Source organism: Microbacterium testaceum (assembly GCF_006539145.1).
GTDB classification, from domain to species: Bacteria; Actinomycetota; Actinomycetes; order Actinomycetales; family Microbacteriaceae; genus Microbacterium; species Microbacterium testaceum.
This window is the reverse complement of record NZ_BJML01000003.1, coordinates 119,897-144,207: the sequence shown is the minus strand read 5'-3', so window position 1 is coordinate 144,207 and position 24,311 is coordinate 119,897. Positions and strand designations below refer to the sequence as shown.

The following is a 24,311-nucleotide window of genomic DNA, read 5'->3' as shown; positions in this document are numbered from 1 at the left end:
TCAGGCGGTAGCCGGGCGCGTCTGTCCGCTCGGACGGGGCTGCGCCTTCGTCGCGGCCTGCGATTCCGCCTCGGTGGATGCCGCGATGCCGGCGGGCTGCTGACGACGGGGCACCTCGATGGGCGGCTGGTTCGACACCGGCCGGTCCCCCGACGACAACCACTGCGGCCGCGGCGTCAGGCGCTTGACGTCGGTGAAGATCTCGGCCAACTCGTTGTGGTCGAGAGTCTCCTTCTCGAGCAGCGCCAGCGCCAGTCGATCGAGCACTTCGCGGTTGTCGTTGATGACCTGGTAGGCCTCGTTGTGCGCCTGCTCGATGAGCGCGCGCACCTGGGCGTCGACGCGCTCCGCGATGCGCTCGGAGAAGTCTCGGCCGTGACCCATGTCGCGGCCCATGAAGACCTCTCCCGACGAGCCGCCGAGCTTGACCGGGCCCACCTCGTTGGTCATGCCGTACTCGGTGACCATCTTGCGGGCAATGCTCGTGGCCTTCTCGATGTCGTTCGACGCGCCCGTGGTGGGGTCGTGGAAGACGATCTCCTCGGCCACACGGCCGCCCATCGCGTACGTGAGCTGGTCCTGCAGCTCGTTGCGGGTGACGGAGTACTTGTCGTCGAGGGGAAGCACCATCGTGTAGCCGAGGGCTTTGCCGCGGGGAAGGATGGTGACCTTGGTCACGGGGTCGGTGTGGTTCATCGCGGCGGCGGCCAGGGCGTGACCGCCCTCGTGGTACGCGGTGATGAGCTTCTCTTTGTCCTTCATCACGCGGGTACGGCGCTGGGGACCTGCGATCACGCGGTCGATGGCCTCGTCGAGGGCGCGATTGTCGATGAGCTGCGCGTTCGAGCGGGCGGTCAGCAGGGCGGCCTCGTTCAGCACGTTGGCGAGGTCGGCGCCGGTGAAGCCGGGCGTCTTCCGGGCCACGACCTCGAGGTCGACCGAATCGGAGAGGGGCTTGCCGCGACCGTGCACCTCGAGGATGCGCTGGCGGCCCTTCAGGTCGGGAGCGTCGACGCCGATCTGTCGGTCGAAGCGGCCCGGACGCAGCAGGGCGGGGTCGAGGATGTCGGGGCGGTTCGTCGCCGCGATGACGATGACGTTGACCTTGGGGTCGAAGCCGTCCATCTCGACGAGCATCTGGTTCAGCGTCTGCTCGCGCTCGTCGTGACCGCCGCCCATACCGGCACCACGGTGACGACCGACGGCGTCGATCTCGTCGATGAAGATGATGGCCGGAGAACTCTCCTTGGCCTGGTTGAAGAGGTCGCGGACGCGGCTCGCGCCGACACCGACGAACATCTCGACGAAGTCCGAGCCCGAGATCGAGTAGAACGGCACTCCGGCCTCGCCGGCGACGGCGCGGGCGAGAAGGGTCTTACCGGTTCCGGGAGGGCCGTACAGCAGCACACCCTTCGGAATGCGGGCGCCGACCTCCTCGAACTTCTTCGGATCCTTGAGAAACTCTTTGATCTCATCGAGCTCTTCGATCGCCTCGTCCGAACCCGCGACGTCCTGGAACGTGACGGTGGGAGTCTCTTTCGTCACGAGCTTGGCCCGCGACTTGCCGAACTGCATGACCTTGCTGCCACCGCCCTGAGCGCTGGAGAGCAGCCACCAGAACAGCAGACCGAGGAGCACGAGGGGCAGCATCAGCCCGAGGATGCTGTCGAACCAACCGGGCTTGGGCACCACGTCGTTGAAGCCGTCGGAGGGGTTCGCCGCATCGATCGCGCTGGCGACCTCGTTCGCGCGCGCCTGGCTGAAGTAGAACTGCACGTCGTTGGCGCCCTCGAAGGGCTGCGACAGCTTCAGGTCGACGCGCTGGTCGGGATCGTTCGTCACGACCTGGCTCACGGTGCCGCCCTTGAGCAGGTCCAGCCCCTCCTTGGTGGAGACCTGGCGGGCACCGCTCAAGTTGGAGATGAGGGAGAAACCGATGACGAGGAGCAGACCGACCAGCAGAACGTAGATGATCGGATTTCGCGTGATCTTCTTGAAATTCATGGTGGGCGAGCCCAGCCCTTTCGTGGTCCTCCGCAGAAACGCGGTCGCAACAGGCTAACGCCCACGGACTATGCCGGGCCTGTGCGTTCGTCATGGGCGTACAAGGCTCGGGATGCCGCCTCCCGGCGCCGTGGGAACGTCAGGAGTAGACGTGGGGCGCGAGCACGGCGACGTCGCGAAGATTGCGGTAGCGCTCGGCGTAGTCGAGTCCGTAGCCGATGACGAAGTCGTTGGGGATGTCGAAACCGACGTACCGGCAATCGACCTCGACCTTCATGGCTTCGGGTTTGCGCAGCAGTGCCAGCACCTCGACGGATTCGGCGCCGCGCGAGGCGAAGTTCTCGAGCAACCAGCTGAGGGTGAGGCCGGAGTCGATGATGTCCTCGACGATCAGCACGTGCTTGCCCGTGATGTCGGTGTCGAGGTCTTTGCGGATCTGCACCACACCGCTCGAGCGGGTGCTCGCGCCGTACGACGACACGGCCATCCAGTCCATCGACACGTGCACAGGGAGGTGGCGCGCGAAGTCGGCCATGACCATGACCGCGCCCTTCAACACGCCCACGAGGACGACCTCGCGGCCCTCGTAGTCGGCAGCCACCTGTGTCGCGAGTTCCGCGAGCTTCTCGTGGATCTGCTCCTCGGTGAGGAGGACTTCGCTGATGTCGTCGGAGATGTCGGCCGCGCGCATTGGGAAAGTCTACGTCGGCGGAATCAGGATGCCGTGCGCGCGACGACCTCGATACGCGCCCCGACGCGACGGGCGAGGCATCCGGGCAGGTCGATGGGCCCCTGCCCCTTCCAATCGGTCGCCAGCCGGGCGATCTCGAGGGTCTGCGCGCGCGACAGGGAGACGCCGAACTCGCTGTCGACGACGTAACGGACGATCCGGTTGCGCAGGGCCGCCGGGTTCGCCGCGAGCGCGGCGACCGAGATCGAGATCCCCGCCTCGGCGTGCTCGACGATGTCCTCGATGGTCTCGTCGATCATGTCCTGGAACGCTTCGGCGTCTTCCCGCAGCTGTTCTGCGGTGCGGGCGAGGGCCTCTGCCACCCCCGGTCCGAGCTCGGTCTCGAGCACCGGCATCACCCTGTTGCGCACGCGCACGCGCGAGTACGCGGGGTCGGCATTGTGCGGGTCGGTCCACGGGTCAAGACCCTGCGCGGCGCAGGCCGCGACGGTGGTGTGCCGGCGCACGGCGAGCAGGGGGCGCGCCCAGATCGGGCCCGTGGCATCCCGTCTCTCGGCGGGCATGCCCGCGAGGCTGAGCCCTCCGGAACCGCGCGCGAGACCGAGCAGGACGGTCTCGGCCTGGTCGTCGAGCGTATGTCCGAGCAGGACGACGTCGGCCCCGATCTCGACGGCCGCCGCCGCGAGACCCGCATACCGTGCTGCTCGAGCCGCCGCCTCGGGGCCGTCGGTCGAACCGACCTCGACGCGGACGACGCGGGCGCCGAGACCGAGAGCACGCGCCTTCTCGGCGGCGGCCGCCGCCACGGCATCCGATCCCTCCTGCAGCCCGTGATCGATCACGACGGCCTCGGCCCGGATGCCGGCACGCGCGGCTTCGAAGGCGGTCGCCGCCGCGAGGGCCAGGGAGTCCGGACCACCGGAGAGCGCCACCGCGACGGGGCCGTCGGCACGCTCCAAGGCGGCACGCACCGCCCTGCGCACCTCGGCGACGGACGGGTCGAGTCCCGGGCGGTGATCCATGCCTCCACGGTAGCGGCGACCCGACGCGGCACCGTGGTCGCTCCCGGCTAGGCTGGGCCGCGGAAATCCACAGATCTAAGGAGCACGAGTATGGGCGCGTACGACGCCGTCATCGAGATCCCCCGCGGCAGCCGCGTGAAGTACGAAGTCGACCACGGCACTGGCCGCGTCTACCTCGACCGCATCCTCTACACGGTGTTCGGCTACCCCGCCAACTACGGTTTCTTCGAGAACACCCTCGGCGAAGACGGCGACCCGCTCGACGTGCTCGTGCTGCTCGACCGCGACCTCCACCCCGGCATCCTCGCCAAGGTGCGCCCCGTCGGCGTGCTCAAGATGAGCGACGAGGCCGGCGGCGACGACAAGGTCGTGGCCGTCCTCGCGAAGGACCCGCGTTGGGACCACATCCAGGACGTCGCCGACATCGACGAGTGGACCAAGAAGGAGATCTCGCACTTCTTCGAGCACTACAAGGACCTCGAGCCCAACAAGTGGGTCAAGGTCGACGAGTGGGCGGATGCCGCCGAAGCCGAGCGCCTCGTGGCCGAGGCCTTCACGCGCTTCGACGAGCACGACGCGCAGACCAAGACGCAGGGCTCGGGCGAGGCTCCCAACACGCTCTGATCAGCTGCCCCCACGAGAAAACCCCCGGTCCTCGGACCGGGGGTTTTCTCGTGCGCCTGATCAGACGTCGACGCCGCGCCAGCGCAGCCAGGGCGCGGGGTCGGTGGTCCCGCCCCACGGCGGGTAGACCTCGAAGTGCAGGTGGCAGCCGAAGGAGTTGCCGGTCTGACCCGTCGCGGCGATCTGCTGACCGGCCTCGACGCGCTGACCGTACGAGACGTAGATGCCGCCGTTGACGATGTGGCCGTACCCGGTGCCCGAGCCGTCGTCGTGAGCGATGCGGATGTAGTTGCCGAAACCGCCGTTGACGCCGGCGTAGGTGACGCGACCGGCCGCTGCCGCGTAGATGGGCGACCAGCAGCTGGCGCCGAAGTCGAGGCCGAGGTGCCAGGTGCTCGCGCAGTAGCTCGAGTTGCACTGCCCCGAGCGGGGGCCGTACCCCGACGAGGTGTAGGCCGACGAGGGTCGAGCCCAGCCGGATCCGCCGACGCCGCCGCCGCCGCCGCCGCCTCCACCGCCGCCGCTGTTACCGCCGCCACCGCCACCGCCACCACCGCTGTTGTTGTTGTTGGCGGCTTCCTGCTCGCGTCGGGCACGCTCGGCGGCGTCTCGAGCTGCGGCCTCTTCACGGGCCTTGCGCTCGCGCTCTTCTCGCGCCTTGCGCTCGGCCTCTACACCGGCCTGGTAGTCGGCCACCGTCTTGGCCGTGGTGTCCTGAAGAGCCGCGAGCTGCGCCTCGAGAACGGCCTGATTGGCCTGCTGAGCGGCGAGGGCTTCCTGAGCGGCTTGGGCCGCCTGCTGCGCCGCGGCCATCTTGTCTTCGGCGATCTTCTGCAGGCGATCACGCTCGGCGCGCGCGTCGTTGGCCTGATTGCTGAGGTTCTTCGCGCTGTCGCGAGCGGCCACCGCGGCGGAGTACACCGACTTGTTGCGCTCGAGGAGCTTGTCCATCGTGCCGAGCTTGGCCAGCAGATCGTCGGCGGATGCCGCGGAGCCGGAGAAGAAGAGGTTGAGCGAGGTGTCGTCACCGCCCGAGCGGTACAGCTGGGCGGCGACCTTGCCGGCCTTGCTGGCGGCGTCCGTCGCCTTCGCGGCTTCGGCGTCGGCCTGCTGCTGGATGAGCTGGGCGCGGTAGTCGGCGTCCTGGTAGGCCTGCTGCGCGGCGTAGTACTCGTCGGAGCGCGCCTGCACCTCGGCCTGCGTGCGGGCGACCTCGGACTGCAGTCCCTGGATCAGCCCCTGGATGCGCGAGATCTCGCCGGCCTTCGCGGCCTCGTTCGCCTTGGCGGCCTGCACGTCGTCCCACGAGGGATAGTCGGCGGCCACGGCGGGGGAACTGAAGCCGGCCGTCGCCGCGCCGAAGGCTCCCAGAGCGACGGCACCGAGGGCGCCGTACTTCAGGGCGCTGCGCCTATCGAAGGTGGGCCACAAACGCCGCTGCTCGCTGGCCGTGGGGGCGCAGCCGCAGTCGTCGGTCTGATCAGGGGGTACGAGCGTCACGGGCTACCTCATCTCACCGGGTCGCAACTCGGCTAACAGTAGCAACACGAGTCACACGTACAACAGAGCGAGTTCCCGCTGTCGCGGCCTAGTTTGCGCCGTCGACACGCGCGGGCGCGGGACGCCACGCCCCGAATTGGCAATCTCGACGGTTGTGAAGTAGGCTCGGTCGTCGGCAAGCGAGGATGAAACTGCAAGGTTTCAGGCTCATTCGGCCCCATCGTTTAGCGGCCTAGGACGCCGCCCTTTCACGGCGGTAGCACGGGTTCGAATCCCGTTGGGGTCACTCTCCGGTGAAGTACAATTGAAAATGCATGGCCCTGTAGCGCAGTTGGTTAGCGTGCCGCCCTGTCACGGCGGAGGTCGCGGGTTCAAGTCCCGTCAGGGTCGCTCCATAGCGACGGGCCTTCTTTCGAGGAGGCCTTTCGTCTAGGAAGCGGCAGACATGTCGCTCGGCTCTGTAGCTCAGTTGGTAGAGCGCACGACTGAAAATCGTGAGGTCACGGGATCGACGCCCGTCGGAGCCACGGTCCCTCATGAGGCTTCTACTCATGGGGGACTTTTTCGTTCCCGGATGCCGCTCTGCGCCGGCCCCCCCCTAGCGCGGCGCTCCGCCGCCTCGCGGGCCAGCGTCGCGTGCTGCGCCGAAAACTGGCGGCGTGCCGAGGCTAGGCCGTTGCGTGCGACAACGCCCTGTTCCTGCAGCTCCCCCGTTCTCGCGACGACACCGCTCGCCCCGGCGATGGACGGCCGCATAGGGTTCACACAGTCATGAGTGGTTTCGGTCATCGTCGGACAACGCTACTATTAGTTGACTTTTAGCAAACACCTGGCGCCCGACTGAGCCACCCCGAGCCGTCCGCCAGGCCTTCTCCTGAAGAGGCCTCCGATGTCAGACATCACTCGAACCAGACGCGCCCATACGGCAGCGACCGACACGGTCATGACGCACCGCATGATCATGTTCGTGATCTTCGGCCTCATGGCCGGCATGTTCCTTTCCGCCCTCGACCAGACCGTCGTCGGCACCTCGATCCGCACGATCGGCGACGACCTGCAGGGCCTGAGCCTGCAGGCGTGGGTCACCACGGCCTATCTGATCGTGTCGACGATCTCGACGCCCATCTACGGCAAGCTCTCCGACATCTTCGGTCGGCGACCCCTCTTCCTCATCGCGATCCTGATCTTCATCATCGGTTCGGTGCTCGCGAGCTTCTCGACCTCGATGGTCGAGCTCGCGGCCTTCCGTGCCATCCAGGGCCTCGGCGCCGGCGGCCTGATGTCGATGCCGCTCGCGATCATGGGCGACATCCTCGCCCCGCGCGAACGCGCGAAGTACCAGGGCTACTTCCTCGCCGTCTTCGGCATCTCCAGTGTCATCGGCCCCCTCGTCGGCGGACTGTTCGCGGGCGCGAGTCAGATCCTGTTCATCACCGGATGGCGCTGGGTGTTCCTCATCAACGTGCCGATCGGCATCGTCGCGTTGGCGATCGTCTGGCGGTTCCTGCATATCCCGAAGCAGCCGCGTCACTCGGTGCGCATCGACTGGTGGGGCGCCACGACCGTCATCGTCGCCCTCGTCCCGCTCCTGCTCGTGGCCGAACAGGGCCGCGAATGGGGCTGGGGCTCGCCGATTGCGATCGCCTGCTACGTCGTCGGTGCTCTCGGCATCCTGGCCTTCGTCATCGCCGAGACCCTGATGAAGGACGACGCGCTCATCCCGCTCAAGCTCTTCCGCTCGCCGACCTTCTCGATGGCCACGATCATCGGTGTGCTCGTGGGCTTCGGCATGTTCGGCGCGATGCTGACGCTGCCGTTGTACCTGCAGCTCGTGCTCGGCTCCTCGCCCACGCAGAGCGGGTTCGAGATGCTGCCGATGATCCTCGGTCTCATGATCGCCTCGATCGCGAGCGGCCAGATCATCGCGCGCACCGGCCGCTACCGCATGTTCCCGATCCTGGGCACGGCGCTGATGTCGGTGGGCTTCTTCCTGCTGACCTTCTTGAAGTACGACAGCCCGTACTGGCACGTCGCGATCGCGATGCTCGTCATCGGCCTCGGCCTCGGGCAGCTCATGCAGACGCTCACGATCGCCAGCCAGAACTCGGTGGGTCTGCGCGACATGGGTGTGGCGACGAGCGGCTCGACGTTCTTCCGTCAGATCGGTGGAACGCTCGGCACCGCCGTGCTGCTGTCGCTGCTGTTCACGCTCATGCCGTCGAACATCACCGGCTCGTTCGCCGACCGCGCCACGCTCACCGACGCCCTCGACGCCGCTCTCGACCCGACGGTCGCCTCGGCTCCGGCGAACGAGAAGATCATGTCGAGCATCTACACCCCGATCGTGTCGAAGATCGTCGACGGTACGACGTCGCAGCTGCAGGCGGGTGTGCAGCAGGCTCAGGATGCCGCGACCCAGGCCGTCGCGCAGCAGGTCGCCGCCGGCCGCATCCCGGCGTCGGCGCAGGCTGCCGCCACCCAGGCCGCCGTCGCTCAGGCCGTCGCCGCCGCGACGACGCAGATCCAGCAGCAGGTGCCGGTCGCGCGCGTCAGCGCGGACGGCACGGTCACCCTGGACTTCTCGGATGCCACGCAGCGCGCGGCCTTCGTGGACACGGCGGCCACGACGATCGAGGATCAGTTCGCCGCCGGCGATGAGAACACGTCGGTCGGCGGCTCGACGCTCGACGACACCTCGTTCCTGGTCGGTGCCGACGCGCGCCTGACCAAGCCGTTCCTCGTCGGCTTCAACTCCTCGGCGACGACGGTCTACTGGACCGCGATGGGCGTCGTGCTGCTGGCCTTCGTGCTGTCGCTGTTCTTCCGCACCCCGCCGCTGCGGGCGAAGTCGGCCCTTCAGGAGGCCGCCGACGAGCGCCGCGGGAAGGACGAGGAAGACAAGCGCGCCGAAGAGGCCGCCGCTCAGACCGGAGCGCTTATCGCCCCGTAAGGGAGCAGCGAAGAAGGGCGGGTCGTCTGAAGACGCCCCGCCCTTCTTTCGTACCCGCGCGGCCCGCCGGCTCAGGCGGCTTCGCGTGCACGCAGGTCTTTGCGCAGGATCTTGCCCGACGTCGACTTGGGGATCACGTCGATGAACTCGACGCGGCGCACCTTCTTGTGCGGCGCGACCTCTCCCGCCACGAAAGCCATCACGTCGTCAGCGCCCAGGCCCGAGTCGGGAGCCGCCACGACGAACGCCTTGGGGATCTCCTCGCCGTCGTCGCCGCGCACGCCGATGACCGCGGCATCCTGGATCTTCGGGTGCGAGAGCAGCAGCGCCTCGAGCTCTGCGGGCGCGATCTGGTAGCCGTGGTACTTGATGAGCTCTTTCAAGCGGTCGACGATGGTGAAGTAGCCGTCGACGTGGTGCACGCCGATGTCGCCGGTGTGCAGGAACCCCTCGTCGTCGAGGGTCTCGGCGGTCGCGTCGGGGCGGTTCAGATACCCGAGCATCACGTTGGGCCCGCGCACCCAGATCTCCCCGGGGGCGGTGAAGCCGTCGTCGCCGTGCTCGTCGAGGTCGGCGCCGGTCTCGGGATCGACGAGCCGCGCGTCGCAGCCCGGGATGAGCACCCCCACCGAGCTGACGGGCATGTCGGAGCCCGCGGGGATCGCGTGCGAGACGGGGCTCAACTCGCTCATGCCGTAGCCCTGGTAGAAGCGGGCGCCGATCCGTCGACCGGCGGTCTCAGCCGTCTCGCCGTCGAGAGGGGCCGCCCCCGAGAACACGCTGTGGACGCGGGAGAGGTCGAACTGGTCGACTGCCGGATGCTTCGCGAGGGCGACGGCGATGGGCGGGGCGATGAAGAGGAAGGTGCAGCGGTGGTCCTGCACGGTGCGGAGGAATTCCACGAGATCGAACCGCGGCATCGTGACGAGCGTCGCGCGTTGACGAAGCGCCAGGTTCAGCAGCACCGTCATGCCGTAGATGTGGAAGAACGGCAGCACGGCGAGCACCCGGTCGTCGCGGCCGATCTCGATGACCGGCCGGCACTGGTGCACGTTGGCGACGAGGTTGCGGTGCGAGAGCATGACGCCCTTGGGCACGCCGGTCGTCCCCGACGAGTACGGCAGCACGGCGATGTGGGTCGCGGGGTCGAAGTCCACCTCGGGCGGGGTGCGCCCCTCGCCGAGCAGCGAGCGAAGGTCGGGGTGGCCCTCGGCGCCGTCGAGGACGATCACCCGGTCGTCCGGGATGCCGACGGCTCGCGCGGCCTGATGGGCCTGCGGCAGCAGCGGCGACACGGTCACGAGCCAGGTGGCCGCGGCATCCGTCAGCTGCTTCTCGATCTCGTTCGCCGTGTAGAGGGAGTTGATCGTGGTGATGATCGATCCCGCACGCAGGATGCCGTGGAACACGGTCGCGAAGGCGGGAACGTTGGGGCAGAGCATCGCGACCACCGTCTCGGTGTCGGCGCCCCGTGCGGCCAGGGCTCCGGCGAAGGCGTCGACCTGCGCGCGCAGGGCGCGGTACAAGGTCTCGGCCCCGGTGGCGGGGTCGATGAGCGCGACGCGATCGAGGTCGGACTCCGCGAGGGAACCGAAAAGATAGTCGTAGATGCTCTGGTCGGGGATCTCGATGCTCGGGTACGGGCTCTGGAACACGGTTCTCTCCCTCGAAAACTGCCGCGGCGACGGTGCCGTGGGCTCATCCTGGCATCCGTGGGACGCGGTGTCATCCCGGACGGGACCGGCTCTCGGCGGCCGCTCAGGTGACGGCGAGCGCCACACCTCCGGCCGCGCCGACGAGCACCACCGCCCACGCGGGAACACGGAACGCCGTGAGCAGGACGAAACCGACCACCGCGAGCACCACGGGCCCGGGGCCGGTCACCGCCGTCGTGAAGACGGGCGTGTAGAGAGCAGCCCCCAGGATGCCGACGACCGCCGCCCCCGCGCCGCGCATCGCCGCTCGCACGCGGGGCCGGTCGCGCACCGCATCCCAGAAAGGCAGCACGCCGACGAGCACGAGGAAGCCGGGCAGGAAGATCGCGAAGAGGGCGATCGCCGCACCGGTGAGGCCGCCGGGGCCCACGGACGACACCGCACCCAGATAAGCCGAGAAGGTGAAGAGCGGGCCGGGCACCGCTTGCGCTGCGCCGTAGCCGGCGAGGAACGCCGGGGCTGACACCCAGCCGGTGTCGACGACCCCGGCCTGCAGCAGCGGGAGCACGACGTGACCACCCCCGAAGACGAGGGCGCCGGAGCGGAAGAAGGCATCGACGAGCCCGGCCGTGTCCGACCCCGTGGCCGCAGCGAGGAGCGGGAGCCCCAGCAGCCCGACCGCGAACAGGACGAGGCACGTCACGGCGACAGCCCGGGGAATGCCGAAAGACGGCAGCGCGGGCGAGGACGCCGCGGGCGCGCCGCGCAGCAGGACGAGCCCGGACAGCAGACCGAGGGCGAGGGCACCGAGCTGCCCCGGCGCTCCGGGAAGCAGCAGCGCGAGGGCGAGACCCGCGACCGCGATGCCCGCACGCGGCGCATCGGGGGTGAGGGTGTGCGCCATGCCCCACACCGCCTGCGCGACGATCGCCACCGCCACGATCTGCAGCCCCGCGATCATGCCCCCGGCGACCGGTCCGCCGAGCAGCGCCGCTCCCCCGGCGAACGCGACGAGAAGGACGGCCGAGGGCAGGGTGAAGGCGACGAAAGCGGCCAGCGCTCCGAGAGCCCCGGCGCGATGAAGGCCCATCGCGAACCCCACCTGGCTCGACGCGGGGCCGGGGAGGAACTGGCAGAGCGCGACCAGGTCGGCGTAGGCGCGGTCGTCCATCCACTTCCGCCGCACGACGAGGTCGTCGCGGAAGTAGCCGAGGTGTGCGACCGGCCCACCGAACGAGGTGACGCCGAGGCGCAGGAACGCGAGGAACACCTCGCTCACTCGGCCGGATCGTCGCATTCGCTCATCCTGACCCCGCCGTGGAAACGGCGGGTGAATGGTCACACCGACGCAGACCCCAGGATCTCGTCGACCAGCCGCAGGGTGAGGCCGGTGAGACGCTGATCGTCCGAGATGTCGGCCCCGGCCACGGCGTCACGGAACCGTTCGACCTCGCCCACCATCGGGGTGGCCGACGCCTCGACCTCGATCCGCTCGACATCGCCCTCGCGCGGGGTCAGGGTCAAGCGTCGGGGCGCGTCGATCGCGTCGATGGACAGCGACGCCTCCTCCCCCTGGATCTCGCTCGGCAGGGCGGTGTCGGTGATCTTCGACCACGCGATGTCGGCGACGAAACCGTCGTAGGCGGCGAGCGCGCTCCCGAGCCCGTCCGTTCCCGAGGCGATTCCGACCCGGACGCCGTCGATCGAGCGCGGGGCGCCGAAGAGCCGCACCAGAGCGTGCAGTGGATACACCCCGAGGTCGCGGAGCGCGCTTCCGCCCAGGGCGGGATCGAAGATGTTCGTCTGCTCTCCCGCGAGCACGTGGTCGTAGCGCGCCGACCGCTTCTCGTACCGGAACGAGACGCGGCGGAGCGTTCCCAGGCGCGGCAGCAGCCGGCGAACCGCGCGCAGTCCCGGGTCGTACCCCGAGCGCATCGCTTCGAGCAGAACGACGCCGCGCTCGCGAGCGTGCGACACCGCGACCTCCCACTCCCCCGCCGACAGAACGGCGGGCTTTTCCACGAGCACCGGGATGCCGGCATCCACCGCTTCTCGCACCTGCTCCGCGTGCAGCGCGTTGGGACTGGCCAGGTAGACGGCATCGACATCGGGGGCTGCGAGGAGAGCCGTGAGGCCGACGGCGGTTCGGGGCGCCCCGATCGTGTCGGCGAAGGCTCTCGCGCGCGCTTCGTCGCGAGAGGCCACCCGCGAGACCTCGACACCCTCGACCGCGGCGACCGCCTCCGCGAAGCGCTCGGAGATGGAACTGGTCCCGACGATGCCGATGCGAATCATGCCTTCATCATCCCGCGAGCGCCGCGCCGGAAAGCACCGTCGTTCACGGAGGCGACCGTCCGCGTCGATAGGATCGCGCCGACTCACCCGTCCGAGCCCGAGGCACCATGAACACCACCCGAGCCGAGCACCGTCGCCGTGCCTCCCGCCGCCTTCGTCGAAAGCGCGTGATCAGCGCGGTCATCGCCGTCGCCCTGGTCGGAGCCGGCGTCTGCGCCGTCGCCCTGACCCTCGGCCCCGAAGCGCCCCCCGTCACCGACGAGGCCGTCGCGAGCGCGACACCTTCGGAGACCCCGACGCCGACGCCCACCCCCCTCACCCCCGCCGAGGCCCTGCTGGCCACCTCGACCGATCCGCAGTCGTGCGCGGTGTCGTTCGCGGGAGACGGGGTCGCGCTCGACCCGCAGCTGCAGACGCAGGGCGTGCGCTACCAGAACCTCCCGATCCCCCGCGCCGAGGGGCGCGTCTTCGCGGGGTGGTACGACGCGGCGGCCGACGCCGCCGCGATGACGCAGACGGCACGGCTGAACGGCGCCGACCTCGTGACATGCACCGATCGGCAGCGGACGCTCCACGCGGGGTGGACGACTCCCGAAGCCAACACGGCCGAGGCCGCCGGAATCCCGATCCTCATGTACCACCAGTTCACGCGGAACCCGAAGGGCGAAGACAACTGGTTGCGGCTGAACTACGCCTACATCGGCGACTTCGACGCGCAGATGGCGCACATCCAGCAGTCGAGGTTCTACCTGCCGACGTGGGACGAGCTGAGCGCCTTCATCGACGGGAAGCTCTACCTGCCGAAGCACTCGGTGATCATCACCGACGACGACGCCGACAGCACGTGGCTCGAGATGGCCGCCCCCATCGTCAACGACCGGAAGCTGCTCACCACCTCGTTCGTGATCACTTCGGCGCGCTCCGAGGGCCCGCCCAATCCCTTCGTGCTCCAGCGCTCGCACACCCACGACATGCACCGCGCCGGCGCCAACGGCAAGGGGCGGATGGTCAACGACGACGCCGACACGATCGCCGCCGACCTGAATCGGTCGGCGCAGGTCCTCGGCGCGAAGGAAGTCGTGGCCTACCCCTTCGGCCACTACAACGACACGACGAAGGAAGGGCTGCGTCGCGCTGGTTTCGAACTCGGTCGCACCATCGAGCACGGGTACGTGCGCATCGGTACCGATAAACTCGCACTGCCTGTCATCCGAATGAATTACGGAATGACGGTCGACGATCTCGTAAAAGAGATCGGTTGACCCTCGGATGACGGAGAGCGCCATCGGAAATGTCCCCGTCACGGGCGCTTTCCTAGGGCGCACCGAGGGAGGCATCCGTGATCTCCCAGGTAAGTACGCCAGACTTTCAGACTGGGCACGCGTCGGCCGGTCTGCGCTGTTCACTTCTGTCTCACCGAGAAAACGCGAGCATCTATGGACCTTTCCGTCATCGTTCCGACCTTCAACGAAGGTCCGAACGTCGCCGAGCTCGTCCGACGAACGACCCACGCGCTGCTCGGTCGCACCATCGAGGTCATCTTCGTCGACGACTCGACCGACGACACCCCCGACGTCATCCGAGCGGTCGCGGCAGCATCCGACATCCCCGTCCGCCTGATCCACCGTGACAACCCCGTGGGCGGCCTCGGCGGCGCGGTGGTCGAGGGTATCCGCGCGGCGGAGTCCGATTTCTGCGTCGTCATGGACGGCGACCTGCAGCACCCGCCCGAGGTCATCGCCGACATGCTCGCGCGCGCCGAGGTGGGCGACGCCGATGTCGTCGTCGCCTCGCGGTACGTCGCCGGGGGCACCTCCGACGGGCTCGCCAACGCGGTGCGCACCGCGGTATCGCGCGCGTCGACGCTGCTGACCAAGGCGATGTTCCCGCGCAAGCTCAACAACTGCACCGATCCGATGACGGGCTTCTTCCTCGTCGACCGCCGCACACTCGAGATCGAGACGCTGCAGCCGCGCGGTTTCAAGATCCTGCTCGAGATCCTGGCCCGCAAGCAGATGCGCGTCGTCGAGGTCCCCTTCTCGTTCGCGCCCCGCTTCGCCGGTGAGTCGAAGGCCTCGTTCAGTCAGGGCATGCGCTTCCTCGTGCAGCTCACCATGCTGCGTTTCGGCCGCATGTCGGCGTTCGCCGTCGTCGGCGGCCTCGGCGCCCTGGCCAACCTCGCGATCATGTGGGCCCTGCAGGCGTTCGGCGTGCAGTACCTGATCGCCGCCGTGATCGCCAGCATCGTGACGATCGTCGCGAACTTCATCGCGCTCGAGTACCTCGTGTTCGCCGACATGCGCGCGGAGTCGGGGCTCATGCGGCACCGCTTCATCAAGTCGTTCACCTTCAACGGCGTCGAGGCGATCATCCGCATCCCGGTGATCTGGGTCCTTGTCAGCCAGGCGCACATGCCCAGCGTCATCGCCGCGGCGCTCACGCTGATTGCCGCCTTCGTGGTGCGCTTCGTCTTCCACGCGCTGGTGGTCTACGCACCCAAGAAGAGCCGCGTCGGCAAGGCCGTGCGCGCCATCGAGCCCCTCGAAGACGAAGTCACGGCCTGACTCGCGGCGCCGCTCACCGCCCCGCGGCGTACGCTGGACGCATGTCCTCCGACGCACCCATCCGTATGTTCGGCGCCGACTGGTGCCGCGATTGCATCCGCACCAAGAAGCAGCTCGACGAGCTCGGCATCGACTACGAGTACATCGACCTCGTGGCCGACCCCTCTGCCGCCGACGTCGCGAAGGAGATCTCGGGACGCACCAGCATTCCCGTGGTCGTCTACCCCGACTCCAGCCACCACGTCGAGCCGTCGAACGCCGACGTCGAGAGCAAACTCCGCGAGCTGTCGTTGATCTGATCGCGTCGGCGTGACTCTCTCCGCCGCGTGGCCCGTGCGCCGCGCGCTCACCGCCGAGGCGGGGAGCGCGTTGCCCGCGTTCGTCGATCACCACGTGCACCTGCATCTGATCGACTCCGGGTCTCTTGCTCGGCGAGGGATCGCCGCCGTCGTCGACCTCGGCGGCGATCCCGCCGCTCTCGCTCGCCGGCCCGAGGGCCTCCCCCGCATCGCGTTCGCCGGCGCCTTCCTCACCGTCCCCGGCGGGTATCCCGACGGCCGCTCCTGGGCGCCACGGTCCGTCGTGCGGTTCGTGACCGACGCCTCACGGCATCCGGGGGTCCACGACGGAGCCCGGACAGCCGTCGACGAGCAGGCGGATGCCGGAGCCAAGGTCATCAAGGTCGCGCTCCATGCCGACGCCGGGCCCGTGCTCACCGACGAGGCTCTCGCGGCCGTGGTCGCCTCGGCCACCGAGCGGGGTCTTCCCGTCGTCGCGCACGCGCAGGGACCGGGTCAGGTGGACCGCGCGATCGCGGCCGGCGTCTCGGTGCTCGCGCACACGCCGTTCGACGCTCCCGTCTCGCGGCGAACGCTGGCTCGAGCCGTCGCTGCGGGACAGGCCTGGATCTCAACGCTCGACATCCACCGCGGCGCCGACCGCGAGCGGGCGATCGCCAACCTCCGCGCGTTCGCCGCGCGGGGTGGGCGCGTGCTCTACGGGACCGATCTGGGCAACGGCTCCCTCCCCCTCGGGGTGAATCGACGAGAGCTCCTCGCGCTGATTGAGGCAGGCGTGCGCGGCGACGCCCTCGTGGCCGCGCTCACCGACCCCTGGCCCCGCACGACCCCCCTCGACGCCGTATCGACCTTCGTCGCCGGCGACACCCCCACCGACGACGACGAGGTCGCGACGTGGCTGAGCCACGCGATCGTCGTCCCGACCGAGGAGCTGACCCGTGTCGACTGACCCCTCCCCCGACTTCGGCTCCGTGGACCGACTCGAACTCCCCCACCACTCGTTCGAGGCCGAGGCGCAGCAGCTCGACGCGGCCGACGCCCTGGCACCTCACCGCGACGCGTTCGTCGGCAGCGACAGCTCGCTGATCTACTTCGACGGCAACTCGCTGGGCCGACCGCCGCGCGCCACCGCCGAGCGCCTCGCGCGCTTCGTTACGGAGGAGTGGGGCGGCCGCCTCATCCGCGGGTGGGATGAAGCGTGGATGGAGCTGCCGTTCGTCATCGGCGATCGGATCGGGGCACTGGCGCTGGGCGCGGCATCCGGTCAGACGGTCATCGGCGACTCGACCACCGTGCTCTTGTACAAGATGCTGCGCGCGGCCCTCGACGCGCAGACGGCCCGTGACCCGGAGCGTGTCGAGATCGTCGTCGGACGCGACGACTTCCCCACCGATCGCTACCTCGTCGAAGGGATCGCCGCCGAGCGCGGAGCGCGCGTGGTCTGGATCGACGTCGATACGACACGGGGAGTGGATGCCGACCTGCTCCGCGCCGCCGTCGGTCCCCGCACCGCAGTGGTGCTGCTGAGCCACGTCTCGTACCGCTCGGGCTTCCTCGCCGACGGTGCCGAGCTCACCGCCGTCGCGCACCGCGCCGGCGCGCTCGTGCTCTGGGACCTCTGCCACTCGGCGGGTTCGGTTCCGGTCGAGCTCGACGCGTGGGGCGCCGATCTCGCCGTCGGCTGCACGTACAAGTACCTCAACGGCGGGCCCGGGTCCCCCGCCTTCGCGTACGTCGCCGCGCGTCACCACGCCGCACTCACCCAGCCGGTGCAGGGGTGGATGGGCGCCGCCGACGTCTTCTCGATGGGCCCGCAGTACCGGCCGGCCGAGGGCATGCGGCGCTTCCTCTCCGGCACACCGCCGGTGCTCGCCATGATCGCCATGCAGGACACTCTCGATCTCCTCGACGACGCCGGTATCGGCGCCGTGCGCGCGAAATCGGTCGCACTCACCGAGTTCGCGGTGCGGGTGGCCGACGGCATCCTGAGTCCGCTCGGCGTGCGCCTCGCGTCGCCGCGCGACGCGGCCGAACGCGGGGGGCACGTGACGCTCTCGCACCCGGCGATGCGGGCCGTGACGGCTCGCCTGTGGAAGGGCGACGTCATTCCCGACTACCGCGATCCGCACGGGCTGCGCATCGGTCTCTCGCCGCTGTCGACGAGCTTCTCCGAAACCCTGACCGGCATGCGAGCCGTGGCCGAGGCGGTGCGCGCCGAGAGCTGAGGTTCAGCGGGGTGCTGTCTCATCGATCGGGACCGCGGCGCACGGAGGGCTAGCCTCGAAGGATGATCGATCCCCTCCTCCTCGTCCTCTCCGGGGTGGTGGTCGTCGCTCTCGCCACGGTGATCGGGCCGCGCTTCAACGTCGCGGGCCCCCTCGTCCTTCTCGCGATCGGCGCGGGAGTGAGCCTGCTGCCGTTCGTCGCGCCCTTCTCGGTGAACCCGGAGGTCATCCTGGTCGGGGTGCTCCCGCCCCTGCTCTACTCGGCGGCGGTGCAGCTGCCCGCCATCGAGTTCCGCCGCGATTTCGCCCCCATCGCCGGACTCTCGGTGGTGCTCGTCGTGTTCAGCTCGCTCGTTCTCGGACTCTTCTTCTGGGCCGTCATCCCCGGTCTCGGTCTCGCCCTGTCCATCGCCCTGGGGGCCATCCTCAGTCCCACGGATGCCGTGGCCACCTCGATCGCCAAGCGCCTGGGCATCTCGCCGCGCGTGGTGACGATGCTCGAGGGCGAGAGCCTGCTGAACGACGCCACCGCGCTCGTCCTGCTGCGCACGGCCGTGGCGGCCGTGGCATCCGGTTTCGCGTTCGGCGACGCCCTCGCCGACTTCGCCTGGGCCGTCGTCATCGCGCTCGTGCTCGGCGCGGCGATCGGGTGGGTGAACCTGCGCGTGCGCGAACGCGTGTCGAACTCCGCCGCGAACACCGCGCTGAGCTTCACGATCCCGTTCCTGGCCTATCTGCCGACCGAGCACCTGGGCGGGTCGGGCCTGGTCGCGGCGGTGGTCGCGGGCATCGTCACGGGCCAGGGAGCCGCGCGGCGGTTCACGCCCGAGCAGCGCATCAGCGATCGCCTGAACTGGCGCACGGTCGAGTTGATCCTCGAAGGCGGCGTCTTCCTCGTCTTCGGTCTCGAGCTGAAGGACATCGTCGTCGCCAACCTCAGAGAGCACGAGGGCCTCTGGCACGGCACCTGGCTGGCGCTGTCGGCCCTGGGGATCGTGCTGCTCGTGCGCGCACTCTACGTGACGGGCCTGATCGGGCTCCAGGCCCGGCGCAGCCGCCGTCACCCCCGGCACCAGGATCGGATCGAGGGGGCGCAGCAGCGCCTCGACCGCTTCGAAGAGGCCTACCGCGAGGCACCGGAGCAGTTCGGCGAGCGCGGCGCCGACCCCGCACGGACCGAGCGCCGCATCGGATGGATGCGCTCGCGCATCGCACGTACGATGGCGGATCTCGACTACTACCGCGACTCCCCGTTGACCGCGCGCCACGGCACGGTGATCGTGTGGGCGGGTATGAGGGGCGTGGTCACTCTGGCCGCGGCGCAGACTCTCCCCGAGGACCCGAACATCCAGCGCCCCCTACTGATCTTCGTCGCCTTCCTCGTGGCGCTGTTCAGCCTCGTCGCGCAGGGGCTGACGCTATCGGCGGTGGTCCGGACCGTGGGTCTCAGCGGCGAGGGCGGCGAGGGGCCGTCGCGAGACGAGCAGCGCGCCCTGAGCGCGGAGCTCCGGGATGCCGCGATCTCGGCGGTGCAGTCGGGCGCGCTCGCCCGACAGAACGGCGAGCCCTTCCCCGCCGACCTGATCGAGCGGGCGGGCGCACGCCTCGTGCAGCCTCCGAACGAGGACGACGACGCGACCGCGCGAGTGCGGGATCTGCTCGAGCTCCGACTCGCCTCGATCGAGGCGATGCGCACGCGACTCGATGACCTGAGCCGCGACGGACGCTTCAGCACCGCGGCACTCCGGCACGCCCTCGCCGAGCTGGACGCCGACCAACTGAGCCTCGAACTACGCATCGACGATGGCGCCGACGGCTGAGGCGGAATACCGCGGCCCGCCTGACGGTTTCCATTCACGCGCATGCGGTCATCGCGAGAGCCGTGGTGACTCGACGGCGGGAGAGAAGTACCCATGAGCAGGTTCGATCGGAAAGTCGCCCTCGTCACCGGTGGCGGGAGCGGAATCGGAGCCGCCATCGCGCGGCAGCTCGGCGCAGAAGGCGCGTCGGTGGTCGTCACCGACATCAACCTGGATGCCGCGGAGCGCGTCGCCCAGGAAATCACCGTCGTGGGCGGGACCGCCTCGGCCTTCGCGCAGAACACCGCGAAATGGCAGGACTCCGAGTCGGCCGTCGAGTTCGCCAAGAAGACATACGGCGGACTGCACCTCGCCGTGAACAACGCCGGCATCGGTGCCGCTCCCCAGAACATCGGCGACTACGACGTCGAGGCCTGGGACCGCGTGCGCGCCGTCGACCTCGACGGTGTCTTCTACGGCTTGAAGTTCCAGCTTCCCGCGATCGTCGCTTCCGGAGGAGGGGCGATCGTCAACATGGCATCCGTGCTGGGTTCCGTGGGCATCGCGCAGAACGCAGCCTACGTCGCGAGCAAGCACGCCCTCGTGGGACTGACGAAGGTCGCGGCGCTGGAGTACACCGCCCAGGGCGTCCGCACGAACGCCGTCGGCCCGGGGTTCATCGACACCCCGCTGGTGCGCTCGAGCCTGTCGCCCGAGGCGTTGACCCACCTCGAGAGAGAGCACGCCACGGGCCGTCTCGGCACCGACGCCGAGGTGGCGGCGCTCACGCTGTTCCTCCTGAGCGACGACGCCTCGTTCATCTCCGGCAGCTACCACCTCGTGGACGGCGGCTACTCGGCTCACTGAGGCGGTCGCCTGCGGACCCGTCGTGCGCGTCGCGGCGGGCCCGCGGTGCGTCTGCCCGCGGCCACGTGCCACACGCTCGGCCGAACCCGTGTCCCACTTTGTGTCGCCTGGAGGCACGCTGAGCCGCACAATCCGGGACATACAGCGACAAGAACGGGACATGGCGTCTCGGGGCAGGGACGGGCCGATTCGCAGGGTCGTGCGGCAGAATGGACGCGGAGGTTTCCATGAGCGATCCGATCCCGACGATGCCGTCATCCGCGGATGCCGCCGGGACGAGTCCCGTGCCGCTCGCGCACGCAGCGGCGGAGTGCCCGAAGTGCTTCACCGAGCTGCAGAGCGACCGCGACTGGTGGCGTGCACGCCCCGCCGGTTCGCGGCTGGTCGGCCTCGTGGTCTCGCGCCCCGACATGGAGACCGTCAAGCAGCAGCGCGACGATCTCACCCGCTTCGGCGTGCCGATCGAGGGCTTCCGTCACCCCGCGCCCGAGACCCTCGAGGGATGGTCGAAGAGACTCGACCGGTTCTTCGGAACGCTGACGCGCGGTGACGTTCTCGTCGTCGCGAGCGTGCACGCTCTCGGCCTGACGCGCGAGGACGAGACGCGTGCCGTCGCGGACCTTCGTCGACGCGGCGTGATGGTCAAAGTCCTCTCTCACGGCGATCGCCACCTGCACGACGCGACCCTTCCGCCGCGCGGCTGAGGCCGCCGTCTCCGCCCGATGGGGTGGGCGGTGATCAGGAGGGATCGCTGACGCGCCCCGCGTCGAACGTCTGGCGCACCTCGGCGGTGTCGTAGACGATGTGCAGCGTCTCGATGCGTCCGTCGGGGGCGAGTTCAGCCACATCGACGACCGTGAACGGCGCGGGGGAACCGTCGGCCAGCACCCAGTCGAACCGGAACCAGAAGCTGAGGATCGGCGCGCCCGAAAGATCTCTCATCACGCTGCGCAGCGTGAGCTTCGACGATTGCGTGTCGGCGAAGAGGACGGGGTAGAAGTTCTCGGGTGCGAGCGTCCCGTACAGCGGCGAGTTCACTCGGGCCTGCGGCGCGAACAGCGCCAACACCGCCTCGAGGTCGGCGTTCTGCAGAGCGGCGAGATAGCGATCGACGAGTTCACCGGGAGTCATCTGGGGCGGTTCCTTTCTTCACAGCGTTCGCAGGTCCCGGCGATGACGTCACGACCCGACGTACCGCACAGGATGCTCGGCGGTCACCGTCGAGCCCGCCGCGACCAGGTCGGCCGGAGTACCCGCGAGAACGACCGTACCGCCGTCGCGGCCCGCACCGGGACCGGGGTCGATGATCCCGTCCGCGTGCGCCGACGGGACCCCGTGAACGAGGAGAGAAACGACGAGGCCCCCGCAGACGGATCTGCGGGGGCCTCGTGACGTGATCAGCCCTGGGCGCGACGATTCGTGCGGGGGCTGCGTGCTCCGACGACCATGCCGGTCGTCGGGGTTCCGGATGCCGAGCGGCCCGTGCCCTGCGAACGCGAGGCGCCCGCGCCGGCACGCTGTCCGCCGCCGGCGCCCTGGCCGCGGCCAGCTCCGGAGCGCTGGCCCTGGCCCCGGCCGCCCTGAGGCGCGTGACCGGCTGCGGCGGGAGCTTCGGCCGACGAACCGCCGGTGCCACGGCCCCGGCGACGACGACCGCCACCGGCGGACGCGGCATCGCCGCTCTGCGCGCGCTCGGCGCGCTTGCGCTGCGCGTTGGCGCCCTGCGAGCGTCCCCCGCCCTGCGGCTGCGCGACGATCGGCTCGGGCTTGACGTAGGGGGCGACCTCGCCGACAAGGGCCACGACCTCGGGAGAGGTCGGTGTCACCGCGGTGGGAGTGGCGGAGATTTTGGCCTTGCGCAGGATGTCGAGGGTGTCGCGACGCTGCTCGGGCAGCATGATCGTCACGACGTCGCCGGCGGTGCCGGCGCGGGCGGTCCGGCCCGAGCGGTGCAGGTACGCCTTGTGCTCCACGGGCGGATCGACGTGCACGACCAGCTCGACGCCGTCGACGTGCACGCCGCGGGCGGCGACATCGGTCGCGACGAGCACCTTGGCGCGGCCGTCACCGAAGGCCGCGAGGTTGCGGTCACGCTGCGGCTGCGAGAGGTTGCCGTGCAGATCGACCGAAGGGATGCCGGCGGCGGTGAGCGCCTTGGCGAGCTTCTTGGCCTGGTGCTTGGTGCGCATGAAGAGGATGCGACGCGCGGTGCCCGAGGCGAGCGTCTGGACGAGGTCCTTCTTCGCGTCGGCGTCGGCCGGGGCGAAGACGTGGTGGGTCATGGCCGCGACGTGCGAGTGCGCTTCGTCGACCGAGTGGAGGACCTCGTTGCGCAGGAAGCGCTTGACGAGCTTGTCCACGCCGTTGTCGAGCGTCGCCGAGAACAGCATGCGCTGCCCGTCGGCGGGCGTGCGGGCGAGCAGGCGGGTGACGCCGGGCAGGAAGCCGAGGTCGGCCATGTGGTCGGCCTCGTCGAGCACGGTGATCTCGACGTCGTCGAGGCTCGCGTACCCCTGGCCGATCAGGTCTTCGAGGCGGCCGGGGCACGCGACGAGGATGTCGACCCCGCCGTGGAACGCATCGACCTGGCGCTTCTGGTTCACGCCGCCGTAAACGGTGGTGGTGACCAGGCCGTACGCGGCCGCGAGAGGCTTGATGACCTCGTCGATCTGGTTGGCGAGCTCACGGGTGGGAGCGAGAACGAGCGCGCGGGGCTTGCGTCCGCGGCGACGGTCGTTCTTGCCGGCGAGACGCGCGACGAGCGGGAGCGAGAAGGCGAGGGTCTTGCCCGAGCCGGTCTTGCCGCGGCCGAGCACGTCGCGCCCGGCGAGGGTGTCGGGCAGGGTGTCGGCCTGAATGGGGAAGGCGTCGTTCTTACCCTGCGAGGCGAGAACGTCGACGAGGGGGGCGGGCACGCCGAGGTCGGCGAAAGTCTGGGACGTCATGAATACTCCAGCCGCGGCGCACGCGCGCACGGCGGTTCGGGATGCCGCGAAGCTGCGGCTGCAATGGGCGAAGGCACCGGGTGGCGCATCCGTTCGCCGTGAAGGTCAAAGGCCCGAGAAGAAGGGGCCGGTGCGTTCGACGACGCTGGGAGCCAATGGCTCCGCACCCCACTCTACCCGTGTGCGGCGGCCCACCGCACATCCGCCCCCGTCGAAGGGGTCACGAGCCAGCCGCGCGCCAGCACCCGGCGACGTGATCGTCGACCATGCCCGAGGACTGCATGAGCGCGTACATCGTGGTGGGACCGACGAACCGGAAACCGCGACGGCGCAGCTCTTTACTCATCGCGGTGGATTCCGGCGTCAGGGCGGGGACTTCGGCGAAGGTCGCGGGCGGTGCATGATCCACCGGCGCGAACGACCACAGCAGGGCGTCGAGCTCGCCCTCGCCCATCTCGGCGACCAGGGCGGCGTTGCCGATCACGGCCTCGATCTTGGCGCGGTTGCGGACGATGCCGGCATCCTGCATCAGGCGCTCGACGTCGTCGATGCCGAACCCGGCCACCGCCCGGGGCTCGAAGTCGAGGAAGACCTCGCGGAAACGCGGGCGCTTGCGCAGGATCGTGATCCAGGCGAGACCCGCCTGGAAGCCCTCGAGGCTCATCTTCTCGAACAGCCGACGGTCCCCGTGCAAGGCGGTGCCCCACTCTTCGTCGTGGTACCGCTGATACTCGGCGTCGGCACCGGCCCACGCGCAGCGAGCCGTGCCGTCATCATCGATCGAAAGGTCGCTCATGCCCCCAGGCTAGAGCGGAGCTCCGACATCGCTGCTCGCGCGTCGGAACGCGAAGCGGACGGCGGCGCCCCTCCT

Annotated in this window: 20 protein-coding genes and 3 tRNA genes; 13 read left to right on the top strand and 10 right to left on the bottom strand. The window is 69.5% G+C overall.

Annotation, left to right across the window (positions count from 1 at the left end; translation table 11 throughout):
- The 3 genes from ftsH to tilS all read right to left on the bottom strand — a co-directional run bounded on the left by ftsH (position 1) and on the right by tilS (position 3,717).
- The gene (gene ftsH, locus MTE01_RS06970; RefSeq protein ID WP_103206873.1) at positions 1 to 2,004 is read right to left on the bottom strand and encodes an ATP-dependent zinc metalloprotease FtsH; all 2,004 of its coding nucleotides are present in this window, start codon (positions 2,002 to 2,004) and stop codon (positions 1 to 3) included.
- A 139-nt stretch (positions 2,005 to 2,143) separates the two neighbouring features.
- Positions 2,144 to 2,695, bottom strand: coding sequence for a hypoxanthine phosphoribosyltransferase (hpt, locus tag MTE01_RS06965; RefSeq protein WP_141376520.1), 552 nt, complete (start codon positions 2,693 to 2,695; stop codon positions 2,144 to 2,146).
- A gap of 23 nt (positions 2,696 to 2,718) precedes the next feature.
- A complete protein-coding gene (gene tilS / locus MTE01_RS06960) occupies positions 2,719 to 3,717 on the bottom strand; it encodes a tRNA lysidine(34) synthetase TilS (RefSeq protein ID WP_141376517.1) in 999 nt (332 codons plus the stop codon).
- Positions 3,718 to 3,807: 90 nt separating this feature from the next.
- Here tilS and MTE01_RS06955 point away from each other — a divergent pair, with 90 nt between their 5' ends.
- Positions 3,808 to 4,341 carry an inorganic diphosphatase gene (locus MTE01_RS06955; RefSeq protein ID WP_103206876.1) on the top strand — a complete coding sequence of 178 codons (534 nt, stop codon included), beginning with the start codon at positions 3,808 to 3,810 and terminating at the stop codon, positions 4,339 to 4,341.
- A gap of 60 nt (positions 4,342 to 4,401) precedes the next feature.
- Here the strand turns inward: MTE01_RS06955 and MTE01_RS06950 are convergent, their stop codons facing one another.
- Positions 4,402 to 5,841, bottom strand: coding sequence for a M23 family metallopeptidase (locus tag MTE01_RS06950; protein WP_141376515.1), 1,440 nt, complete (start codon positions 5,839 to 5,841; stop codon positions 4,402 to 4,404).
- Positions 5,842 to 6,054: 213 nt separating this feature from the next.
- Here MTE01_RS06950 and MTE01_RS06945 point away from each other — a divergent pair.
- The 4 genes from MTE01_RS06945 to MTE01_RS06930 all read left to right on the top strand — a co-directional run bounded on the left by MTE01_RS06945 (position 6,055) and on the right by MTE01_RS06930 (position 8,791).
- Positions 6,055 to 6,127 (top strand) — tRNA-Glu (locus MTE01_RS06945).
- A gap of 30 nt (positions 6,128 to 6,157) precedes the next feature.
- Positions 6,158 to 6,231, top strand: a tRNA-Asp gene (locus MTE01_RS06940).
- Positions 6,232 to 6,295: 64 nt separating this feature from the next.
- Positions 6,296 to 6,368: transfer RNA gene (locus MTE01_RS06935), tRNA-Phe, on the top strand.
- A gap of 362 nt (positions 6,369 to 6,730) precedes the next feature.
- Positions 6,731 to 8,791: an MDR family MFS transporter gene (locus MTE01_RS06930; RefSeq protein WP_218026336.1), complete on the top strand. Its 2,061-nt coding sequence runs from the start codon at positions 6,731 to 6,733 to the stop codon at positions 8,789 to 8,791.
- Positions 8,792 to 8,862: 71 nt separating this feature from the next.
- Here MTE01_RS06930 and MTE01_RS06925 read toward each other — a convergent pair whose 3' ends face one another.
- The 3 genes from MTE01_RS06925 to MTE01_RS06915 all read right to left on the bottom strand — a co-directional run bounded on the left by MTE01_RS06925 (position 8,863) and on the right by MTE01_RS06915 (position 12,741).
- Positions 8,863 to 10,446 carry an AMP-binding protein gene (locus MTE01_RS06925; protein ID WP_141376511.1) on the bottom strand — a complete coding sequence of 528 codons (1,584 nt, stop codon included), beginning with the start codon at positions 10,444 to 10,446 and terminating at the stop codon, positions 8,863 to 8,865.
- A 103-nt stretch (positions 10,447 to 10,549) separates the two neighbouring features.
- Positions 10,550 to 11,743 carry a chromate efflux transporter gene (gene chrA / locus MTE01_RS06920; protein ID WP_141376509.1) on the bottom strand — a complete coding sequence of 398 codons (1,194 nt, stop codon included), beginning with the start codon at positions 11,741 to 11,743 and terminating at the stop codon, positions 10,550 to 10,552.
- A 41-nt stretch (positions 11,744 to 11,784) separates the two neighbouring features.
- Entirely contained in the window at positions 11,785 to 12,741 is a 957-nt protein-coding gene (locus tag MTE01_RS06915) for a Gfo/Idh/MocA family protein (RefSeq protein ID WP_141376507.1), read from the bottom strand.
- A gap of 107 nt (positions 12,742 to 12,848) precedes the next feature.
- Here MTE01_RS06915 and MTE01_RS06910 point away from each other — a divergent pair, with 107 nt between their 5' ends.
- The 8 genes from MTE01_RS06910 to MTE01_RS06875 all read left to right on the top strand — a co-directional run bounded on the left by MTE01_RS06910 (position 12,849) and on the right by MTE01_RS06875 (position 21,199).
- Positions 12,849 to 14,003, top strand: coding sequence for a polysaccharide deacetylase family protein (locus MTE01_RS06910; RefSeq protein WP_141376505.1), 1,155 nt, complete (start codon positions 12,849 to 12,851; stop codon positions 14,001 to 14,003).
- 174 nt (positions 14,004 to 14,177) lie between these two features.
- Positions 14,178 to 15,305, top strand: a complete 1,128-nt coding sequence (locus MTE01_RS06905) for a glycosyltransferase (protein WP_103206883.1) — start codon at positions 14,178 to 14,180, stop codon at positions 15,303 to 15,305.
- A gap of 41 nt (positions 15,306 to 15,346) precedes the next feature.
- Positions 15,347 to 15,604 carry a glutaredoxin family protein gene (locus tag MTE01_RS06900; RefSeq protein ID WP_103206884.1) on the top strand — a complete coding sequence of 86 codons (258 nt, stop codon included), beginning with the start codon at positions 15,347 to 15,349 and terminating at the stop codon, positions 15,602 to 15,604.
- 10 nt (positions 15,605 to 15,614) lie between these two features.
- The gene (locus MTE01_RS06895) at positions 15,615 to 16,553 is read left to right on the top strand and encodes an amidohydrolase family protein (RefSeq protein WP_141376503.1); all 939 of its coding nucleotides are present in this window, start codon (positions 15,615 to 15,617) and stop codon (positions 16,551 to 16,553) included.
- A 22-nt stretch (positions 16,554 to 16,575) separates the two neighbouring features.
- Positions 16,576 to 17,829: a kynureninase gene (locus tag MTE01_RS06890; protein WP_141376632.1), complete on the top strand. Its 1,254-nt coding sequence runs from the start codon at positions 16,576 to 16,578 to the stop codon at positions 17,827 to 17,829.
- 62 nt (positions 17,830 to 17,891) lie between these two features.
- Positions 17,892 to 19,649: a cation:proton antiporter gene (locus tag MTE01_RS06885; protein WP_116238735.1), complete on the top strand. Its 1,758-nt coding sequence runs from the start codon at positions 17,892 to 17,894 to the stop codon at positions 19,647 to 19,649.
- 93 nt (positions 19,650 to 19,742) lie between these two features.
- The gene (locus MTE01_RS06880; RefSeq protein ID WP_103206887.1) at positions 19,743 to 20,495 is read left to right on the top strand and encodes an SDR family NAD(P)-dependent oxidoreductase; all 753 of its coding nucleotides are present in this window, start codon (positions 19,743 to 19,745) and stop codon (positions 20,493 to 20,495) included.
- Positions 20,496 to 20,722: 227 nt separating this feature from the next.
- Positions 20,723 to 21,199, top strand: a complete 477-nt coding sequence (locus MTE01_RS06875; RefSeq protein WP_103206888.1) for a recombinase family protein — start codon at positions 20,723 to 20,725, stop codon at positions 21,197 to 21,199.
- A gap of 34 nt (positions 21,200 to 21,233) precedes the next feature.
- Here the strand turns inward: MTE01_RS06875 and MTE01_RS06870 are convergent, their stop codons facing one another.
- The 3 genes from MTE01_RS06870 to MTE01_RS06860 form a co-directional block, all read right to left on the bottom strand.
- Complete coding sequence (locus MTE01_RS06870) at positions 21,234 to 21,626, bottom strand: nuclear transport factor 2 family protein (RefSeq protein WP_103206889.1); 393 nt, start codon at positions 21,624 to 21,626, stop codon at positions 21,234 to 21,236.
- Positions 21,627 to 21,892: 266 nt separating this feature from the next.
- On the bottom strand, positions 21,893 to 23,440 hold the full coding sequence (locus MTE01_RS06865) for a DEAD/DEAH box helicase (protein ID WP_141376500.1): 1,548 nt from the start codon (positions 23,438 to 23,440) through the stop codon (positions 21,893 to 21,895).
- 220 nt (positions 23,441 to 23,660) lie between these two features.
- On the bottom strand, positions 23,661 to 24,236 hold the full coding sequence (locus MTE01_RS06860; RefSeq protein ID WP_103206892.1) for a DNA-3-methyladenine glycosylase I: 576 nt from the start codon (positions 24,234 to 24,236) through the stop codon (positions 23,661 to 23,663).
- Between the last annotated feature and the right edge of the window lie 75 nt (positions 24,237 to 24,311).

What these genes read in the sequence shown, in the direction of transcription:
- MTE01_RS06930 (WP_218026336.1), top strand. Translation starts at nt 6,731, where the DNA reads ATGTCAGACATCACTCGAACCAGACGCGCCCATACGGCAGCGACCGAC.
- MTE01_RS06865 (WP_141376500.1), bottom strand. Translation starts at nt 23,440, where the DNA reads ATGACGTCCCAGACTTTCGCCGACCTCGGCGTGCCCGCCCCCCTCGTC.
- hpt (WP_141376520.1), bottom strand. Translation starts at nt 2,695, where the DNA reads ATGCGCGCGGCCGACATCTCCGACGACATCAGCGAAGTCCTCCTCACC.
- MTE01_RS06915 (WP_141376507.1), bottom strand. Translation starts at nt 12,741, where the DNA reads ATGATTCGCATCGGCATCGTCGGGACCAGTTCCATCTCCGAGCGCTTC.
- MTE01_RS06900 (WP_103206884.1), top strand. Translation starts at nt 15,347, where the DNA reads ATGTCCTCCGACGCACCCATCCGTATGTTCGGCGCCGACTGGTGCCGC.
- tilS (WP_141376517.1), bottom strand. Translation starts at nt 3,717, where the DNA reads ATGGATCACCGCCCGGGACTCGACCCGTCCGTCGCCGAGGTGCGCAGG.
- chrA (WP_141376509.1), bottom strand. Translation starts at nt 11,743, where the DNA reads ATGCGACGATCCGGCCGAGTGAGCGAGGTGTTCCTCGCGTTCCTGCGC.
- MTE01_RS06870 (WP_103206889.1), bottom strand. Translation starts at nt 21,626, where the DNA reads ATGACTCCCGGTGAACTCGTCGATCGCTATCTCGCCGCTCTGCAGAAC.
- MTE01_RS06860 (WP_103206892.1), bottom strand. Translation starts at nt 24,236, where the DNA reads ATGAGCGACCTTTCGATCGATGATGACGGCACGGCTCGCTGCGCGTGG.
- MTE01_RS06885 (WP_116238735.1), top strand. Translation starts at nt 17,892, where the DNA reads ATGATCGATCCCCTCCTCCTCGTCCTCTCCGGGGTGGTGGTCGTCGCT.
- MTE01_RS06910 (WP_141376505.1), top strand. Translation starts at nt 12,849, where the DNA reads ATGAACACCACCCGAGCCGAGCACCGTCGCCGTGCCTCCCGCCGCCTT.
- ftsH (WP_103206873.1), bottom strand. Translation starts at nt 2,004, where the DNA reads ATGAATTTCAAGAAGATCACGCGAAATCCGATCATCTACGTTCTGCTG.
- MTE01_RS06955 (WP_103206876.1), top strand. Translation starts at nt 3,808, where the DNA reads ATGGGCGCGTACGACGCCGTCATCGAGATCCCCCGCGGCAGCCGCGTG.
- MTE01_RS06905 (WP_103206883.1), top strand. Translation starts at nt 14,178, where the DNA reads ATGGACCTTTCCGTCATCGTTCCGACCTTCAACGAAGGTCCGAACGTC.
- MTE01_RS06875 (WP_103206888.1), top strand. Translation starts at nt 20,723, where the DNA reads ATGAGCGATCCGATCCCGACGATGCCGTCATCCGCGGATGCCGCCGGG.
- MTE01_RS06880 (WP_103206887.1), top strand. Translation starts at nt 19,743, where the DNA reads ATGAGCAGGTTCGATCGGAAAGTCGCCCTCGTCACCGGTGGCGGGAGC.